The 17,051-nt window shown below is 62.3% G+C and carries 17 protein-coding genes and 1 pseudogene; 11 read left to right on the forward strand and 7 right to left on the reverse strand.

Annotated features, from left to right (window positions below):
* Nucleotides 1-116: 116 nt before the first annotated feature.
* The 9 genes and pseudogenes from GA0061105_RS34185 to GA0061105_RS23565 all read left to right on the forward strand — a co-directional run bounded on the left by GA0061105_RS34185 (nt 117) and on the right by GA0061105_RS23565 (nt 4,592).
* Nucleotides 117-305: a class I SAM-dependent methyltransferase gene (locus GA0061105_RS34185; RefSeq protein ID WP_245304405.1), complete on the forward strand. Its 189-nt coding sequence runs from the start codon at nt 117-119 to the stop codon at nt 303-305.
* A complete protein-coding gene (locus tag GA0061105_RS34190) occupies nt 305-715 on the forward strand; it encodes a hypothetical protein (RefSeq protein ID WP_245304407.1) in 411 nt (136 codons plus the stop codon). The genes GA0061105_RS34185 and GA0061105_RS34190 overlap by 1 nt, the downstream gene beginning before the upstream one ends.
* Before the next feature lie 115 nt (nt 716-830).
* A complete protein-coding gene (locus GA0061105_RS23535; protein WP_092753226.1) occupies nt 831-1,085 on the forward strand; it encodes a DUF7940 domain-containing protein in 255 nt (84 codons plus the stop codon).
* Nucleotides 1,060-1,523: pseudogene (locus tag GA0061105_RS23540) on the forward strand (lysozyme). Before GA0061105_RS23535 ends, GA0061105_RS23540 begins: the two are co-directional and overlap by 26 nt.
* Entirely contained in the window at nt 1,523-1,885 is a 363-nt protein-coding gene (locus GA0061105_RS23545) for a hypothetical protein (RefSeq protein WP_092753228.1), read from the forward strand. The pseudogene GA0061105_RS23540 and the gene GA0061105_RS23545 overlap by 1 nt, the downstream one beginning before the upstream one ends.
* Before the next feature lie 4 nt (nt 1,886-1,889).
* Nucleotides 1,890-2,117, forward strand: a complete 228-nt coding sequence (locus tag GA0061105_RS23550; protein WP_092753416.1) for a hypothetical protein — start codon at nt 1,890-1,892, stop codon at nt 2,115-2,117.
* Nucleotides 2,114-3,793 (forward strand): right-handed parallel beta-helix repeat-containing protein, encoded by a 1,680-nt coding sequence (locus GA0061105_RS23555; protein ID WP_141130227.1) that lies wholly within the window; start codon nt 2,114-2,116, stop codon nt 3,791-3,793. Before GA0061105_RS23550 ends, GA0061105_RS23555 begins: the two co-directional genes overlap by 4 nt.
* A 4-nt stretch (nt 3,794-3,797) precedes the next feature.
* Nucleotides 3,798-4,226 (forward strand): DUF1515 domain-containing protein, encoded by a 429-nt coding sequence (locus tag GA0061105_RS23560; RefSeq protein ID WP_092753232.1) that lies wholly within the window; start codon nt 3,798-3,800, stop codon nt 4,224-4,226.
* Nucleotides 4,227-4,406: 180 nt separating this feature from the next.
* A complete protein-coding gene (locus tag GA0061105_RS23565) occupies nt 4,407-4,592 on the forward strand; it encodes a hypothetical protein (protein WP_064692163.1) in 186 nt (61 codons plus the stop codon).
* A gap of 157 nt (nt 4,593-4,749) precedes the next feature.
* Here the strand turns inward: GA0061105_RS23565 and GA0061105_RS23570 are convergent, their stop codons facing one another.
* Both GA0061105_RS23570 and GA0061105_RS23575 read right to left on the reverse strand, forming a co-directional pair.
* Nucleotides 4,750-4,950, reverse strand: a complete 201-nt coding sequence (locus tag GA0061105_RS23570; RefSeq protein WP_064692164.1) for a hypothetical protein — start codon at nt 4,948-4,950, stop codon at nt 4,750-4,752.
* Between the two features lie 558 nt (nt 4,951-5,508).
* Complete coding sequence (locus GA0061105_RS23575; protein WP_092753234.1) at nt 5,509-7,011, reverse strand: DegQ family serine endoprotease; 1,503 nt, start codon at nt 7,009-7,011, stop codon at nt 5,509-5,511.
* A 425-nt stretch (nt 7,012-7,436) separates the two neighbouring features.
* Between GA0061105_RS23575 and GA0061105_RS23580 the strand changes: the two genes are divergently transcribed.
* On the forward strand, nt 7,437-8,474 hold the full coding sequence (locus tag GA0061105_RS23580; RefSeq protein WP_064692167.1) for a LacI family DNA-binding transcriptional regulator: 1,038 nt from the start codon (nt 7,437-7,439) through the stop codon (nt 8,472-8,474).
* A gap of 95 nt (nt 8,475-8,569) precedes the next feature.
* Nucleotides 8,570-9,490, forward strand: coding sequence for a LysR family transcriptional regulator (locus tag GA0061105_RS23585; RefSeq protein ID WP_092753236.1), 921 nt, complete (start codon nt 8,570-8,572; stop codon nt 9,488-9,490).
* Between the two features lie 412 nt (nt 9,491-9,902).
* Here GA0061105_RS23585 and GA0061105_RS23600 read toward each other — a convergent pair whose 3' ends face one another.
* From GA0061105_RS23600 to GA0061105_RS23620, 5 genes are all read right to left on the reverse strand, one after another.
* Nucleotides 9,903-10,856, reverse strand: a complete 954-nt coding sequence (locus GA0061105_RS23600; RefSeq protein WP_092753238.1) for an NmrA/HSCARG family protein — start codon at nt 10,854-10,856, stop codon at nt 9,903-9,905.
* Nucleotides 10,857-11,111: 255 nt separating this feature from the next.
* Entirely contained in the window at nt 11,112-12,992 is a 1,881-nt protein-coding gene (locus GA0061105_RS23605) for a PBP1A family penicillin-binding protein (RefSeq protein WP_245304409.1), read from the reverse strand.
* Nucleotides 12,993-13,662: 670 nt separating this feature from the next.
* Nucleotides 13,663-15,159, reverse strand: a complete 1,497-nt coding sequence (cysN, locus tag GA0061105_RS23610; RefSeq protein ID WP_064692171.1) for a sulfate adenylyltransferase subunit CysN — start codon at nt 15,157-15,159, stop codon at nt 13,663-13,665.
* Between the two features lies 1 nt (nt 15,160).
* The gene (cysD, locus tag GA0061105_RS23615; protein WP_092753242.1) at nt 15,161-16,114 is read right to left on the reverse strand and encodes a sulfate adenylyltransferase subunit CysD; all 954 of its coding nucleotides are present in this window, start codon (nt 16,112-16,114) and stop codon (nt 15,161-15,163) included.
* Between the two features lie 132 nt (nt 16,115-16,246).
* The gene (locus GA0061105_RS23620) at nt 16,247-16,987 is read right to left on the reverse strand and encodes a phosphoadenylyl-sulfate reductase (RefSeq protein WP_092753244.1); all 741 of its coding nucleotides are present in this window, start codon (nt 16,985-16,987) and stop codon (nt 16,247-16,249) included.
* Between the last annotated feature and the right edge of the window lie 64 nt (nt 16,988-17,051).

Genomic DNA, 17,051 nt, shown 5'->3' on the forward strand with positions numbered 1-17,051 from the left:
TTGACCGTTTTTACGAGAAGGTCGACGTGTTCGATGCCTATGACGATAGCTACGCGCCACTAGTGGCAAAGAGACCGGATTATCAGATTACCGTCGGCTTCGACCACTAGCCAAATTTGCTGAAGAAAGCGGCTGGATTCGGTCTTTATGCTGAGACCGTTGTCGGCGACGGAAACGAGCCTCTTCCGTTTGAAGATGATAGTTTCGATACGATCTTCTCGAACATAGTTTATTGGCTGAATGATCCTGCAAGTGCGATGGCAGAGCTTTGCCGAATACTGCGGCCGGCGGGCAATTGTGCCTGATGCTGCCGAACGTGACTCTTCCGGACTACAGCTTTTTCAATCGTCTATTCGTGCAAACCAAAGATCCCGCGTGGAGCTGGCTCGACGAGCTTGACCGAGGCCGTTTGAGCGACAACATCAAACAGGCAGCGAGCGACGAACAATGGCGGGAAATCTTTGGGTCGGCCGGACTGAAGGTCCGTCGTCACTCGAACCATTTATCGAAACACATTATTCAGGCTTGGGATATTGGGTTCAGGCCGATGTTTCCGGCATTCTTGAAAGCGGTGGAGGCCATTCCGGTCGACAAGCTAGCTGATGTGAAATCAGAGTGGGTGGAATCGCTGAAGCGGTTCGCAGTGCCATTCGCGGCGACTGAGATGCATAACAATCCGACGAATGCGTTCCACTGCTACGTCCTCAGCAAGTAAGCTATGGTCCCTGCGGCTCAGAAAGGGTCGTACAGGCACAAGTCACGGATCTTCAAGGCGGTTCTTCGGAGCCGCCTTTTTCTGTGCGTAATCCACACAACCCGGAGCCCACCCCATGCTCGTCCATAACTGGCGCGCGGTGATGAAGCACGCCTGGTCCGTCCGTCTGATGGCGCTGGCGCTGCTCCTCATCGTCCTCGAGCCTGTCACCAATGTCGTCGCCGCAACCTGGGTGTCGCGCAACATCTACATCCAGATCGCCATGTCCATGGCATCGGGGCTCTTCGCCGCCGCGGCGATCGTCGCCCGCATCTTCGTCCAGCAGAAAATCTCAGGAGAACTGAATGGCAAACCGCCTGCAGAAAGGTAGCGCTGCGGCCGCCATGGCCGTGGCGCTGGTCGGGAGTTTCAAAGGGCTGCGGCAGCACGCCTATCCTGACCCGGCCACTCAAGGCCAGCCGTGGACGATCTGCTACGGCAGCACCAACGGGGTGAAGCCGGGCGATTATAGGACGGTGGGAGAGTGCAAGGCGCTGCTTTCGCTCGAGCTGCAGCAGTATGCCAATGGCATAGGGCGGTGCGTCACGGCCCCGCTTCCGGATGCGCGGTTCGTGGCGCTGACCTCGTTCGCCTACAATGTGGCGTCAGGGCTGCATGCGGTTCCAGTGTCGTCAAACTGATCAACCAGGGCCAGACGGCCGAGGGCTGCGAGGCGCTCCTCAAATGGAACCGCGCCGCCGGCATCACCTTTCCCGGCCTGACGCGCCGCCGGCAGAAGGAGCGCGCCTTATGCCTGGAGGGCATCTGATGTTCTCCCTTCTCGACACGCTGAAGATGGGCGCCGGCATCGCCGCCGGCCTCGTCATCTACCACCTCTACGCGGTCTCAATCGGCTACCCCTCGGCGGCGCGCCAGGCGCGCGCCGGCTATGTCCTGCTTTCCGAAAAGACGGCGGCCGAAGCCAGGGCGGCCGAGATGGAGCGCCAGCGCGATGCGGCAGCCGGCGCCGGCGAGGAGCATCGCAAGCGTCTGAAGGCCGCCAAGGCGACCGAACAGGCCGCCAGAGAGACATTGGAAAACGAGATCCGATCCTATGAACTCGAGCTTTCGCAAAAGAACCGCGCTTGCGCTGTCACTGCTGCTGATCGTCAGTGGCTGCTCCGCCACTGAGCGCCTGAACAGGGCGGCAGTCGCCAGAGGGCAGGCCGCAGCCGGCATCGTGCTGCCGCCGCTGCCCGAAGATCTCAGAATGCAGGAAGCACATGCGCCCGTCCGTGAAGGCGAGCCGCTGATCGCGATCCTTGCCCGCGAGCGCCAGGCGCTCGACCGCGCCAACGCCGGCCAGGGGCGCAGCATCAAATTCTACGACGACCTCAGGACAAAACTTGGAGCGCGCCCATGAGAATAAGTTTGGATTTCGCCATCGGCATCCCGATGAGAAGCGCCGCGCTGGCGCCTGCTATTATCTACTACGTTGACCCGGCAGGTTCCGACTCCAGCGACGGGCTTAGTCCGACGGCCTGGCAAACTTTGGCCAAGGTCAACGCGGCCACCATTCCTGCCGGCTCGCAGGTCCTGTTCAAGGGTGGCGTGACCTTCAGCGGCAGCCTGACGCTGCGGGAAGGCCAGCATTTCGGTGCGCCGGGACAGACGACCATATTCGGCTCCTATGGCACCGGCACCGCCACCATCCAGGCCAGCCTCAACTCGAACAAGGGGCTTGACGCCGTCAACCCGCACGATGTCACCGTCCAAGACCTCATCTTCGTCGGTACCGGGCAGACGGTGAGCACGGCAACAGGCTGCCACCTCGTCAACGACCTGCTGGGGAACGCCAAGCTCGGCGGCGTCTCGCTGCTGCGTCTGGACGTCTCTGGCTATGGCGTTGATGGCATCGCCGTCTACACAGGCGACAATGCCTATGCGACGAGCTCGGCTTCAGGCTTCGATGGACTGCTGATCGACGGTTGCTTCGTCCACGACTGCACCGGCAACGCCACGGATTACACCGGCAATGGCATCACCATCCAGGGTCTTTACGGCCTGGGCGCCAATCCGGTCAGCCACACCAGCCCGATCATTCGCAACTGCAAGGTCTACAACAATACCGGCACGGCCGGCATCACCGTCTCCCATTCCGGCAGCGGCATCCTTCTCGGACAGTGCTCCGGAGCCCTGGTGGAATATTGCGAAGCTTACAATAACGGGGCGAACAACACATACGCCTCGGAACCGGTCGGCATCTGGTTCTATGAATGCCTGAATTCGACCATCCAGTTTTGCGAGAGCCACCACAACAAGACTGGCGTTGGGACCTCCGATGGCGGTGGATTCGACATCGACGGCGGCTGCCAGGGCTGCATCGTCCAGTATTGCTACAGCCACGACAATTATGGCTCCGGCTATCAGATTTACCAGTTTGCCGATGCCACCATCAAGGCGCTCAGCGGCAACACCATCCGCTTCAACATCAGTGAGAACGACGGCACCCAGGGGCCGGCATCGAAAGGCGGCGTCCTTGTCGGCACTGCCGAAACTGGCCGCGCCGCGCCGAACAACAACATCCACAACAACACGATCTATAACAGCCTGGCCTCAGCAAACGGGTTCTATCTCTTCAGCAACCCCAATCAATTCTCCGCCAGCTATTTTGCCAACAATATCGTCTATATGGCGGGCACCGGCTCGAAGGTCATCAACTCCTCGACCAGCTTGACGCCTGCCTACCTTTGTATCGGCAACTGCTATTCCTCACCCTCGACCTCGCTCAAGTGGGGCTCGGCCACCTACACGACGTTCTCCAACTGGCGCACGGCATTCCCCACTCAGGAAACCGTTGCCGGATCGGCAACCTTCAAAGCCGCCAACCCATCGATGGTCGGGCCTGTGCCTGTCGGAAACATCGGCGGTTTCGATCCTCTCGACCTCGGAGCTTACAAGACCCAGGGCGCATCGGTTTGCCGTAACGGCGGTCAGAACATCAATAGCCTCTTCGGCATCGACCCCGGACCCCGAGATCTGTTCGGAAACGCGGTGCCGCAAGGGGTCAATGATATCGGCTGTTTTGAAAGTGCATGATGCCATGACATCCAACGACGATATCCTGCGTGCCCTCGGGCGCGTGGAGGGAAGGCTGACCGGGATCGAGGAAAATGTCGCGCTGCTGCGCCAGGAGATGGGCGACGAAAAGGTCAGCGCGCATGACGCCCGTGCGGTGATCCACAAACGGCTCGACGAACAGGCAAGGCAGATCGCCCATCTTGATACCGGGGTGGCGATCAGCGGCGGAGCGGATGAGCAGATCCGCGCCGAAATCAGGACGCTCAAGGGAACCGTTGAGAAGAACCAGGAGACGGTGGGCCCGGCTCTTGAAGAGTGGAAACGAATGAAGTCGATCGGCTATGGCATATCGGGCCTGATCGCCTTCGCCGGCCTGACGACCGGCGGGGTCATCGCCTATGCCAGCGATGAGGCGGTGGCGGCGTTGCGGCATTGGCTGAAGATCAGTTGATGGGTGCGCCACCTTTGCCCTGTTCGGCAGTCCGGCGGCTGACGGCCGGCAAGTGAAACGCAGCAAATCGGCGCCCGCTCGGCTGATATATTGCCGTCATCCAAGCCTTGTTTAAAATTAGATTTTGCTAACGAACAAAACCGCTCCCTGTCTGTTATCCCTTTCAAGGAGGAAACAGACATGAAGAGCATGAGCAATCGCCAAGTTCGTATTCCCGGGCCCCGGGAGCATGACGTTGCCGAGCATTGCCGCAAGTTTGGGATTGGCCCGGCGGAGGAGAAGAAGCTGAAGAAGCTGCTCGGGTCTCACGCGCCGCTGCATGAGATCCGGGCCAATTCGCCGCCGCCCCAGCCGAAATGGCGATAGCGCCGGAGCCGGAACTTCCGGCACTATCCGGCGTTTGGATCGCCGGGCCGCGCGGCCGGTCTCGTCTCCTGTACCCCTGCTACCCCGGCAGGTGCTGCGCGGTCCACTGATCTCCTTATTTCCGGCTTAATGGCGTGCGGATCCGCGCACGCCGCCATCAATGCCGCAGCTGGCGCGAGAGCATCAGGATATAGTCGTCCGCGATGTCGGCGACCACCATGGCCGCTTCGGCGGGCGGATAGCCCCTGCCGACGGCCTCGGCGATGATCTTCATCACCTGCGGTTCGAGCGCCTCCCGGCAGTCGGCCAGGCTTTTGTCATCCGGGCATTTGGCACGAAATTCCACAATGTTATTCATGGCATACCCCTCCATTTGATGTTGCGGCGCTCCTCGATGCATGAAGCCGGTCCCTCTCGGGAAAGGCGGGTCACCGTTCCGGGAGGCCGTGCCGGAACAATTAGCGATCATGAAAATACGATGTCACAGGACGGGATGTATTCAAGTTGATGCTGATATTAAGGTAAGGCAGTAGGGTTAATTCGTCCAGCGGCAGTTGACGACGGATCGGCGGGCCTGTCAGGCAATGGCGCAACTCTTTGTTTCTGTGTCAGTTTCCGGCACGAAAAATCGTCGGCCCCGCCAGCTTTTGACCGGAAATGCCGGCATTTACCATAGGCTGCGGCGCAGATGGCAGCGCAGGCCGCAGCCTTGTGCCGGAGCCGGACAGCCACTAATCGCGACGTCATCCCCGATCTTGTGCCGAGGATCTGCGACGTCAGACTAAGCATTTGAACATAAATGATTTTACGTCGGATCATTTGAAGTGGTCAGATGCTCGGCACAAGGCCGAGCATGACGGAAGACACTTTGTCAGCAAACTGAGCCCGCTTTTCCGAGCTTTTTCCCGGGATTGCTTCAGGCCGCGGCAAAGGGCACGGCGACGAAGGTTTTATTCCCGTCGCGTTCGACGAGCAGCAGCACCGATTTGCGGCCGGCCTTGCCGGCTTCGGCGATCGCCGCCTTGACGTCGCGGGCATTGTGCACCGGCCGGTCGTTGACCGCGACAATGACGTCGCCCGACTGGATGCCGGCGGCAGCCGCCGATTTGTCCGGGTTGATGCTGGCGACCACCGCGCCGCTGACGGAGCGCGGCAGGTTGAGCTGCTGGCGCACATCGGGCGTCAGGTCGGCGAGGCCGATGCCGAGGCTCGGCTGGCCGGAGGCATGGCCTTGCGCTTCCGGGCTTGCCGCCGCGGCCTGCTTTTGGCCGTCCGCATTGGCGCCGACGGTGACGTTGAGATCGATCGATTTGCCGTCGCGCCAGACGCCGAGCGATTCCCGCGCTCCCGGGGAAAGATCGGCAACCAGGCGCGACAGGTCCCTCGGCGTCTTGACGGTTTCGCCGCCGACCGATGTGATGATATCGCCGGGCTTCAGGCCGGCCTGGGCGGCCGGCGTATCGGCGGAAATGGCGGCCACCAGCGCACCGCCCGTCTTGTCGAGGCCGACGGCATCGGCGACATCCTTCGTGACCGGCTGGATCTGCACGCCGAGATAGCCGTGATCGATCGCGCCGTTCTTCACGAGCTTGGCGACGATCGCCTTGGCCTCGTCGGAGGGAATGGCGAAGCCGACGCCGACGCTGCCCCCGTTCGGCGAATAGATGGCGGTGTTGATGCCGACGACCTTGCCTTCGCGGTCGACCAGCGGGCCACCTGAGTTGCCGTGGTTGATCGGCGCGTCGATCTGGATGAAATCGTCATAGGGCCCGCTATGCAGGTCGCGGCCGCGCGCCGAGACGATGCCGGCCGTCACCGTGGTGCCGATGCCGAACGGGTTGCCGATCGCGAGAATCTGGTCGCCGAGCTTCAGCCTGTCGGAATCGCCCCAGCCGATGGTCTGGAGCGGCTTGCCCGCCTCGATCTTCAGTACGGCGACATCGGATTTCGGGTCGGTGCCGATCAGCTTGGCCGGCAGTTCGGTGCCGTCGTCGAGCGTCACCTTGATATCAAGCGCATTGTCGATGACGTGGTTATTGGTGACGATCACCCCAGCCGGACTGATGATGAAGCCGGAGCCGAGCGCCACCGCATGCTCCGAACTCCGGTGCTGCGGCGCCGGGCGCGGCAGCGGGATGCCCTGATCCTCGAAGAACTGGCGGAACTGCTCGTCCATCGGCGAGTCCTGGTCGGCGCTGGCATTGCTTGCCTTCATCGTCGTGGTGATGGTGACGACGGCGGGTTTGTCGGCGTCGACGATCGACGCGAAGGAGCCGCTCGCGGCGAGAACGCCGCCGGTATCGGAAGGCGCGGCAAAGGCACTGGACGAATTGACGGTGAAGGGCAGGCTGGCGGCGCCGGCGATGACGGCGGCCCCGACAAGCGCTGCGGCGTAATGTTTGCGGAGGATGCGTGACATGGGATGGTCCCTTGCGAGAGCGTTGGCTTGCGATGGCGTCGTGGTTCCGTGTCTCGGACCTGGCGTCGATGAGGTGGCGCCAATTCCTCCGTTCGCATGCGCGGATCGGCGAGGCGACGATCGGGGAGGGGAAGAAGAATTCGCGCTCGACATTCATATGATTGCCGCCGGCGGATTTACAAATTAAATATTGATCATGTTTATATTGCCGATTTTTAAGGAATTACTGGAGGCTAATCTTCTCGGCCTCGGCTTTGCTCCGGCTCCGGCACGCCGGCAAATTCCTTGAGGTTTCGCCGGGAAGTCGCCTCTCAGGAACCTGGTGCGAATAGAAAAGTTAGTGGACTCTAAATTATTTCTTGGTCAGGAAGTAATGACCGGGGAATCGGCCGCAGGCGGGTCTCGCCCGCGGCATATGAGGGGCGATGAAGAATTCGGTTGAGCGGGGGCGGAAAGCCAAGCGCGGGATGCAGGTGAAGCTGAGCGATGTGGCGAAGAAGGTGGGCGTCAGCCCGATTACCATTTCGCGTGCGTTGCGCAACCCGAAGATCGTCTCGGAGGACCTGCGCGAGGAGATCCTGCGCACGGTCGACGAAATGGGCTATATCCCCAATCTTGCCGCCCGGGCGCTGGCAGGCCGCCACAACGGCATGATCGGCGTCATTACGCCCGCCCTGCAGCAGTACGGCTTTGCCGGCCTGATGATCGGCATCGAGGGTCGCTTCCGCGGCACCGAGTTCACCGTGCAATATTCCAGTACGCTGCACCATGCCGAGGGGGAGGCCGGCCTGCTGAAATCCATCCTGACGCAGAAGCCGGCCGGCGTCATCATCGCCGGCGCCGAATCCTATCGCGACCTTCTGCCGCTGATGGCACACGCTCCCTGTCCCATCGCCCATGTCACCGATCTCAGCCAGGAACCGCAGTCGCTGGTCGTCGGCCTCGATCATCATGCGGCGGGCGCAGAGCCCACCCGCTTCCTGTTGTCGAGGGGTTATACCAGGATCGCCTTCATCGGCCGCGGCGCCGATGTGCGCTCGCGCCGGCGCATCGAAGGTTATGAAGCTGTGCTGCGGGAAGCCGGTCTTTTCCAAGAGGATCTCATCATCGGCGGCGATGCGCCGAGCCGCATCGGCCTCGGCAGAGAACTTTTTTCACGCCTGCTCGAGCGCGTGCCCGATGTCGATGCCGTCTTTGCCCAGAGCGACGAACTGGCCTTCGGCGTGCTGATCGAATGCAAGGCGCGCGGCATTCGCGTGCCGGAAGATGTCGGCATCTGCGGCTTCAACGATCTGGAATTTTCGCCCTTCATCGAGCCGCCGCTGACGACGGTGTACATCCCGCGTCAGGACATCGGCCACCGTGTCGCCGACATGCTGCTGCGCGCCATCCGGGACGAGCCACCCGACGAAGACAGGGTCAATTGCGGCTTCTCGATCGTGCCGCGCGGGTCGACGCGGTAGTCGGGCATGGAAGTGGGTTGAGCCTTGCTGAGCCCGGACCGGGCACGGTAGGATTGTTCCGTATACGAACCGGATGGCAACCACTGTGCTGAAAAATGGATAAGGCGGGACTATCTCTTGACAGGATGCGCACCTTTGTCCGCGTCGCCGAGCGCGGCAACCTGTCGATGGTCGCAAAGGAGCTGGGCGTCGGCCAATCCAGCGTGACGCGGCACCTCAACGAACTTGAGGAGGCTGTCGGCGTGCCGCTTCTCAGCCGCACGACGCGTCGCGTCACCCTCACGGACGAAGGTAGTCGCTATTATACCAACTGCCTTCAGATATTGCGCCTGGTCGAACAGGCTGCTGACGAAGCCAGAGACGCCCGTGACGCCCCAGCCGGCGCTGTTCGGCTCTCCTGCACGGCAGCGCTTGGCGTGATGCATATCACGCGGATGATCTTCGACTTCCAGGACAAGCATCCCGACATCCGCGTCGACCTCAACCTGACTGACCAGCGCATCGACCTCGTCCGCGAGGGCGTCGACGTGGCGCTCCGTCTCGGGCCTCTGGCCGACAGCGCAATGAAACTTCACGCGCTTGGAGAAAGCCAGCGGCTGCTGGTCGGCGCTCCGGCTTACTTGTCCGCCCGGGGACGGCCGGAGCGGCCGGCCGATCTGTCGCGATACGAAACTGTCGTGATGTCCAATGTGGCAGGCAGCGACAAGCTCCTTGTTTCCTCTCCCGACGGCACAAGCCTGATGATCCCTGTCCGTGGCCGGCTGCGCGTCGACCACGGGCTTGCGGCGCGCGAAGCTCTTGCCGCCGGGCGCGGCATTGGTCCTACCCATCTCTGGCTGGTTCACGATCTTCTGGACGATGGCCGGCTCGAGGTGGTGCTTGGAGATTACCGGCCTTCGCCGGTGCCGCTGAGCTTGTTGATCGCTCCGGAGCGGGCAGCCATTGCCCGCGTTCGGCTGCTCGTCGACTTTCTTGCCGCTGAGGTTGCCAGGCTGCCGGGGATCCGGCGATCGTAGGTCTTAGAGCCTTTCCGGGTTAGATTGAAGCATTCTGCCGGAGCAGGTTTTCGTCAGGGCAAAGGCGATTGGCGAAGGGCATACCCCAAGGTACGCGCGAGCCGATCGCCTTTGATCCTGGCGGAAACATCCCCGGCCCTCCGGCCGCACCGCTTCGCCGTGGCGAAGCGATAAGTGCGTCCGGCGATTCCATGGTCTTGCAGATTTGCCTGGCAAATCTGCGGGAGGGTTGGCTGAAACGGGCCGGCTGATCGACCGGCCGGCTTGGCCGTAGAGCTGGGCTACGACGCGCGCCGGCCGGTCGACCATCCGACTCCGTTTGAGCCAACAGAATGCTTCAATCTAACCCGGAAAGGCTCTAGGGCAAGCATTCGGTCGTCGAAGACCGGCGCCATACCTTGCGAGACATGCTTCAGCCTCCGAAAGACCGCTTGTCGCCGCGCCATCCCGTCGTCCGCAGAAACTGCTCCCAGTTGAGCGCCTCGGGATTCAGTCGGCGGCTCCACTGGAGATCGTGCTCCTTGCCGAAATAGCCATACTCGACCGCATATTCGACCATGCCGAGAATCTCTCGAACGAGAAACTCGTTGGCGGCAAACTCCGGAAAATAATGCAGCAGCCCATCCCTGGTGAATGCATCTCGATACTCGGCCTTGAGGCCGGTCACGCGCTGGAAGGTTTCGACCATCTCCCGCGGGGAAATGATATCGCCGACGATCGGCAGCGTTTTGCCGTTATAACGCTCGGGATTTGAGAAGATCTCGAGGACAACGGGCCCGGTCGCCGTCAGCGGATCGACAAAAGGCGCTCGGAAATCTTCAGGAAGATAAATCGGCAGGAGCAGGGTGTCGCCTTCCATGCGCGGCACATAATATTCGAGAAGGTTGGTGTAGAAGAATGCCAGCATGACGAAGGAATGAGAAATCGGCAGGCTGCGAATGTGGTCTGCAACGAGCGCCTTGTCGGTAAAATGCGGCGCATATTTCGTCCCACCGGCGATCCTGTCGACATTCTCCAGCGTGCTGAAAACGATATGACCGACGCCGGCCTCGACGGCCGCATCCGCCAGCTGTCGGCCAAGGGGAGCCTCGATCGTCGCCGGCGGGGCGATCGGCGGCGTCATCAGAAATGCGCCATCCGCGCCCTTGAATGCAGCGACGAGTTCTTTCCCAAGGCCCAGTTCGAGCGGAACGATGGCAATTTCAGCGCCGAGTTTCTCGAGACGCAAAGCTTCAGGCGAATCCTTTCTCCGAGTGAAGGCACGGACGCGGAAACGTTGGCTCTCAAGAAGTGTCGCAACGACGCTGCGCCCCTGTTTGCTCGTTGCACCTGTTACCGCGATCAGTGGCTTGGTGTCTGCAGACATAGCTTCTTCCTTTCCCTGTCGTTCGCCGCCGGATAGGCGGGCTCTTTACAAGGTGGGTGCGGTCAGTTCCGCGCCGTAAGCCCGCCTTGGTGGTAGGGACTGTAGCGACAGGGCTTCTACTGATGTAGATCGCTGCAATGCATAAGATAATGCCGTTTTATGGATAGATGGAAGGAGCGTCAGCAGATCCCGAGCGGCCGATCGGGGAACGCCAGGCGTGAAGAATGGATCGCCGGCTCGATCTGCCGAACCGCATCACTTTTCGCAAAGCCGCCGGCCGCCGGAAAATGGCTGATAGGTACAATCCGACGGCCGGAAGGAGCGGTAGCTGCGCGAGCAGGCGGTGATGTTGCAGGACTGCGGTGCGCCTTGGCCATCGCTCGCCGCTTCGCTCGATCGCACTCCGTTCAGTGTCGGTTCCGTCGTCGCCGCCCGCATGAAATCTCGCCAGATATGCGCTGGCAGGTCGCCGCCCGTCACCCCCTTCATCGGCGTGTCGTCATCATTGCCAACCCAAACACCGACGACGAGCGATTCCGTGAAGCCAACGAACCAGGCATCACGATTGTCCTGGCTGGTGCCGGTCTTGCCGGCCGCAAATGTGCCGGGGTCGGCTCCACGTCCCGTGCCGCGTTCGACCACCAGCTGCAGGAGCCCGAGGAGATCGGACTGGTAGGGCGAAAGATCGACATCCGGCCTTGATTGTGCGCCAACTCGAAAGGCCTTGGGCTGCCCGGCCGCCTGGAAGTCGATGATGCCCCAGGGCTTGACAGGTGCCCTGCCGAGTTGGACGGACGCATAGGCGCTGGTGAGGTCAAGCAGATTCACTTCCGACGTGCCGAGCGCCAAAGACGGCGTATCGGCCAGCGGCGCATCGATGCCGAGTTCGCGCGCTGCGGCAATCACATTGTCCAGGCCGACCTCTTCGGCAAGCGCCACCGACGCGGCATTGAGCGATCGCGCGAACGCCTCGGCAAGCGTTACCCAGCCGCGATAGCTGCCACCGGAATTTTCCGGTGACCAACCATTGATGTCGATTGGCGCGTCCAGAACCTGGTCAGACAGAGTGAGCCCCGCCTTCAACGCTGCGTAGTAGACGAATAGCTTGAAGGTGGAGCCCGGCTGGCGCATCGCCGTCACGGCGCGGTTGAACTGGCTTGCCTTGTAGTCGCGCCCGCCGACCATCGCAACGACGGCGCCGTCCGGCGTCATCGCAACCAAGGCCGCCTGCGACGCTCCGACCGCCTTTCCCTCACTGTCCAGGGCTCTTTTTACGACCCGTTCGGCGATCTGCTGCAACTGCGGCACCAGCGTGGTGCGCACGGCGGTCGAACCCGGCGAGGAGCCGGCGATTTCGCTTGCCTGCGGCGAAATCCAGTCGGCAAACCAGCTTCCGGAGCGCGGCGTCGGCGTCGTCGGGTGCAGCTTGGCAAAGCTCGTCTTGGCCTCCGCCGCCTGTGGCGCGGTGATCTTGCCATTGGCCGCCATCGCGTTGAGAACGACCATAGTGCGCTGCCGGGCGCCTTCGAAATTGTCGATCGGATTCCATTGGCTCGGCGCGCGCAGCAATCCTGCCAGCATCGCCGACTCCGGCAGGTTGAGGGCGCCGATGTCCTTGTTGAAATAGATGCGCGCGGCGGCAGGCATGCCGGTCGCGCCGGCGCCAAGATAGACGCTATTGAGATAACGCGTCAGGATTTCCGCCTTGCCGAGCTTCCACTCCAGCCAGAACGCGATCACCACTTCCTGTATCTTGCGTTTTATGGTTCGGTCGCTGTCGAGGTATTGCAGCTTAATGAGTTGCTGGGTGATCGTGCTGCCACCCTCCACCACGGAGCCAGCCTCCAAGTTCCGCAGAAGCGCCCTCGCGATGCCCCTGGGGTCGACGCCGAAATGATCCATGAACCGGCGATCCTCGATCGAAAGCACGGCATCGATCAGCTGGGGTGGAAACTGGTCGTATCGGGCATATGGCCCTTGATAAGGTCCCTGCCTCACCAGCGGCGCACCGTCGGCGGTTTCCAGCACGACGACCGGCTTCAACGTTCCATCGCGGATTTCGCTCCAGGGCACGTCTTTCAGTGCCCATACCAGCACGCTTCCTGCGAAGAGGCAGACAAGCAGGGCCAACCCCATAGCGAATTTTCGCCAGCCTGCCAGAAGTGACCGGCGCTGGCTAGTTTCACCCGCATTTGTACGCCGATCGGCAATTCCGCGGACTAGAGCAGTGGTTATCCACCTGGTTGGAGTCGATGTGGCTACCCGCCGCGTCGACCTCCTTAGCTTCCGCCTCAAACCCGAAGCGGCCGTCCTGCTCTTCGCCAAGGCAGAACTTGCCTGCAAATCGTGATGCAGCGCACGGAAGAGGTTGCTTACGGCCCGGCGAGTTTGGCCGAAGGACCCGTGGGGCGGTTGCGGGTCGTCGACTTGGCTGCTTCCTGGCGAATCCGAGGCCGCCGCCGGCGCTGCTGAATCGAATGTCTGATTTCGACCCGAGCTCGAGCTGCTAACGCTTTCACCTGAGGATTCGGGAGAGTTGGGCATCGGTTACCGCTATAAAGGCCAACGCAGCATGACCTTTATAGCCGGGTGGTGCCGCGTGTTCTACCGCAAAAGGCCGAACGGTTTCGAGGAGTTTCCGTCCGGCCATAATAGGCGGACAGGGAGCTTTTATCGCACCGTCCAGGTCTCGCCGGTTTCGTCACTGAATTTCGCGCGCCGCCGTTCGGCAGCCAGTCCGCCGGCCCGGAGCGGGCGGATTTGGCGCCGGTAAAAGGGCCAGGCTAGCTGGTCCCTTCCTTGCTAATCAGATATCGCTTGCCGCGCTCGACCAGAGATCGGCCGCTTCGGCCGCCGTCATCCGGCGCACCTCGGCCTCGTGGCTGCGGCTGGCGAAGAGTTCGCTTGCCATGATCTGTTCGGCCAGATCGGCCGGCAGCGAGAGGATGACGCGGGCGTCGCCATTGTGCAGCCCGCCGAGCTCGGCGCGTTTGCCCGTCACCATGCCGCCGGCGACCGTGTTGTTGGTCTCCGGATCGATCAGGATGAAGGAGCCGGACTGCCGGTTCTGCTCATAGGGGTCGAAGATTGCCGCTTCGTCGAAGACGAGGCGCACCTTGCCGATCGCATTCATGTAGAGCCGCTGGGCGGGGTTCCAGATGCCGGTCTTCAGTTCGAGCTGGCTGAGCGGCTGCACCTGGACGCGCTGACGGCGGCTGCCGCTCTTCAGCCAGTAGCGCTTGCCGGGCTCGATGCCCTCGGGCTGCAGCGCGACGATCTGCGCGTCGAAGGCCAGGCCGACCTGCGGCTGGGCGTCGATCGAGACGATCATGTCGCCGCGCGCCACGTCGACCTGCCGGTCGAGCACCAGCGTGATCGCGTCGCCGGCAACCGCGGCGTTGCGCACGAGATCGAAGGTGACGATCTTGGAGACATTGGCGACCATGCCCGATGGCAGGATCATGACACTGTCGCCCGGCTTGACCGAGCCGCCAGCGACCGTGCCCTGATAGCCGCGGAAGCTTTCGCCCGGACGCGACACGCGCTGCACCGACAGACGGAAGCCGACCGTCTGCGACGAGCGGACGGTTGCAAGCTCCAGCGTCTCCACCAGCGTGGGCCCGGTATACCAGGGCATGGCGCCCTGGCCGGAATAGACGACGTTTTCGCCCTTCAGCGCCGACATCGGAATGGCGGTGATCTGCTTGACACCGAGCGACAGCGCGAACTCGCGGAATTCGTGGCTGATCTTGTCGAAGCCGGCGCGGTCGTAGCCCGTCAGGTCGATCTTGTTGACGGCGAGCACGAACTGCTTGATCCCCAGCAGCGAGGCGATCGTCGCGTGGCGGCGTGTCTGCTCGAGAATGCCGAGACGCGCATCGACCAGCAGGATGGCGAGATCGGCCGTCGAGGCGCCGGTCGCCATGTTGCGGGTATATTGCTCGTGACCGGGCGTGTCGGCGACGATGAAGGAGCGCTTGTCGGTCGAGAAATAGCGATAGGCGACATCGATGGTGATGCCCTGTTCGCGCTCGGCCTGCAGGCCGTCGAGCAGCAGTGCGAAGTCGGGCAGGCCGAGATCGTTCTGCTTGCCGGTGGAATCGCGCTGCAGCGTGGCGGCCTGATCTTCCTTGACCGCCTTGGTGTCCCAGAGCAGGCGGCCGATCAGCGTCGACTTGCCGTCATCGACGCTGCCGCAGGTGATCAGGCGCAACGGGCGCGAGTCGCGCTGAGCCTTCTGCGGCTCGGCGGCGGGCAGGCTGACGGCGGTTGCGGCCGAGACGGCGGTTTGGACTGCGGTCATCTCAGAAATATCCTTCACGCTTCTTCTTTTCCATGGAGCCGGACTGGTCGCGGTCGATGGCGCGGCCCTGGCGTTCGGACACCGTTGCAATTTCGAGTTCGGCGATCACCTCTTGGAGCGTGCTCGCCTCTGAGCGGATGGCGCCGGTCAGCGGGAAATCGCCGAGGGTGCGGAAGCGGATCATGCCTTCCTGGCGCACTTCGCCGGGCAGCAGTTCGAGACGCGGATCTTCGGCGAGGATGATCATGCCGTCGCGTTCCACGAACTTGCGCTTGCGGGCGTAGTAGAGCGGCACGAGCGGAATGTCCTCGGCCTGGATGTAGCGCCAGATATCCACCTCGGTCCAGTTCGACAGCGGGAAGGCGCGCACGCTTTCGCCCTTGCGGATCATGCCATTATAGATGTTCCAGAGCTCCGGCCGCTGGTTGCGCGGATCCCAGCGGTGATCCGGCGTGCGGAACGAATAGATGCGTTCCTTGGCGCGGCTTGCCTCCTCGTCGCGCCGGGCGCCGCCGAAAGCGGCGTCGAACTGGCCGGCATCGAGCGCTTGGCGCAGGCTTTCGGTCTTCATGATGTCGGTGAAGGCCGCCGAGCCATGGGTGAAGGGCGTGATGTTCTCAGCCGCGCCGCGCGGATTGATATGCTCGATCAGATCGAGATCGTACTTCTTCGCGGTCTCGTCGCGAAAGGCGATCATCTCGCGGAACTTCCAGCCGGTGTTCACGTGCAGCAGCGGGAAGGGCACGCGGCCGGGATAGAAGGCCTTGCGCGCCAGGTGCAGCAGCACCGAGGAATCCTTGCCGATCGAATAGAGCATGACGGGACGCTCGAATTCGGCCGCGACTTCACGGAAAATGTGGATGGATTCGTTTTCCAGCGCCTTCAGATGCGGGTCGAGCGGCGCCTTGGCGCTCTGGGGATTGCTGAGTTCCGTATCCGGACGGCTATCGGGCATGTCTTACTCCAGACTGTCGATCCTTACGGCTGCCCGCAAGGCAATTTCTCGGGTGTTGGCTTCCCAGGGGATGCTAGCTTCCCCAAAGCTGCGGCGATCGCCGCGCCCTGATCCGGTAAGCCGTGAAGGTGATTATTGTGGGGCGATTGCTGAGGCCTCTTCGGCGACATGCAGGCCGCATTCGCGCTTCTCGTCCTGCTCCCACCACCAGCGGCCGGCGCGTTCCGGCTCGCCCGGCTTGATCGCCCGGGTGCACGGCTCGCAGCCGATCGAGGGATAGCCGCGCGCATGCAGCGGATTGACCGGCACGCCGTTGGCCGAAACAAAGGCCTTGATCGCCTCGAGATCCCAATCGGCGAGCGGATTGACCTTCAACAGGTGCCGCTCGGCGTCATATTCGGCGAAGGGCGTTTCGGCGCGGTTGGCCGATTGGCCGCGGCGCAGGCCGGTGATCCATATCGTGGCGCCGGTTAGCGCCCGCGCAAGCGGCTTCAGCTTGCGCACCCCGCAACAGGCATGCCTTGCTTCGACGCTCTCGTAGAAGCCGTTGAGACCGTATTGCGCCGCATAGGCGTCGATATCGGCCTTTTCGGGTGCGAAGCGCTGGATCTGGATGTCGTACTGGGCTTCGGTCTCTTCAATCAGCGCCAGCGTCTCGGCAAACAACCGGCCGGTCTCGAGCGTCGCGATCTCGATCGGGAGGCGATGCGTGCCGATCTCGGCGGTGATCACCTGGTCCTCGATGCCGAGCGAGGTGGTGAACACCACGCGGCCGCCAAGGCCTGCCACCAGCGACAGACGTCCGGCCAGGTCGAGACCCGCCAGCTTGTCGTTCAGCGCCTCGGCTTCTGCATTCGGATTGATAACAGTCATGAGAATCCTGTCCTTAGTTGACCGGAGTATCGCAGTTCAAGCCTGGATCGGACAGAAAAACGGA

The sequence above is a fragment of the Rhizobium aethiopicum genome (assembly GCF_900094625.1).
GTDB classification, from domain to species: domain Bacteria; phylum Pseudomonadota; class Alphaproteobacteria; order Rhizobiales; family Rhizobiaceae; genus Rhizobium; species Rhizobium aethiopicum.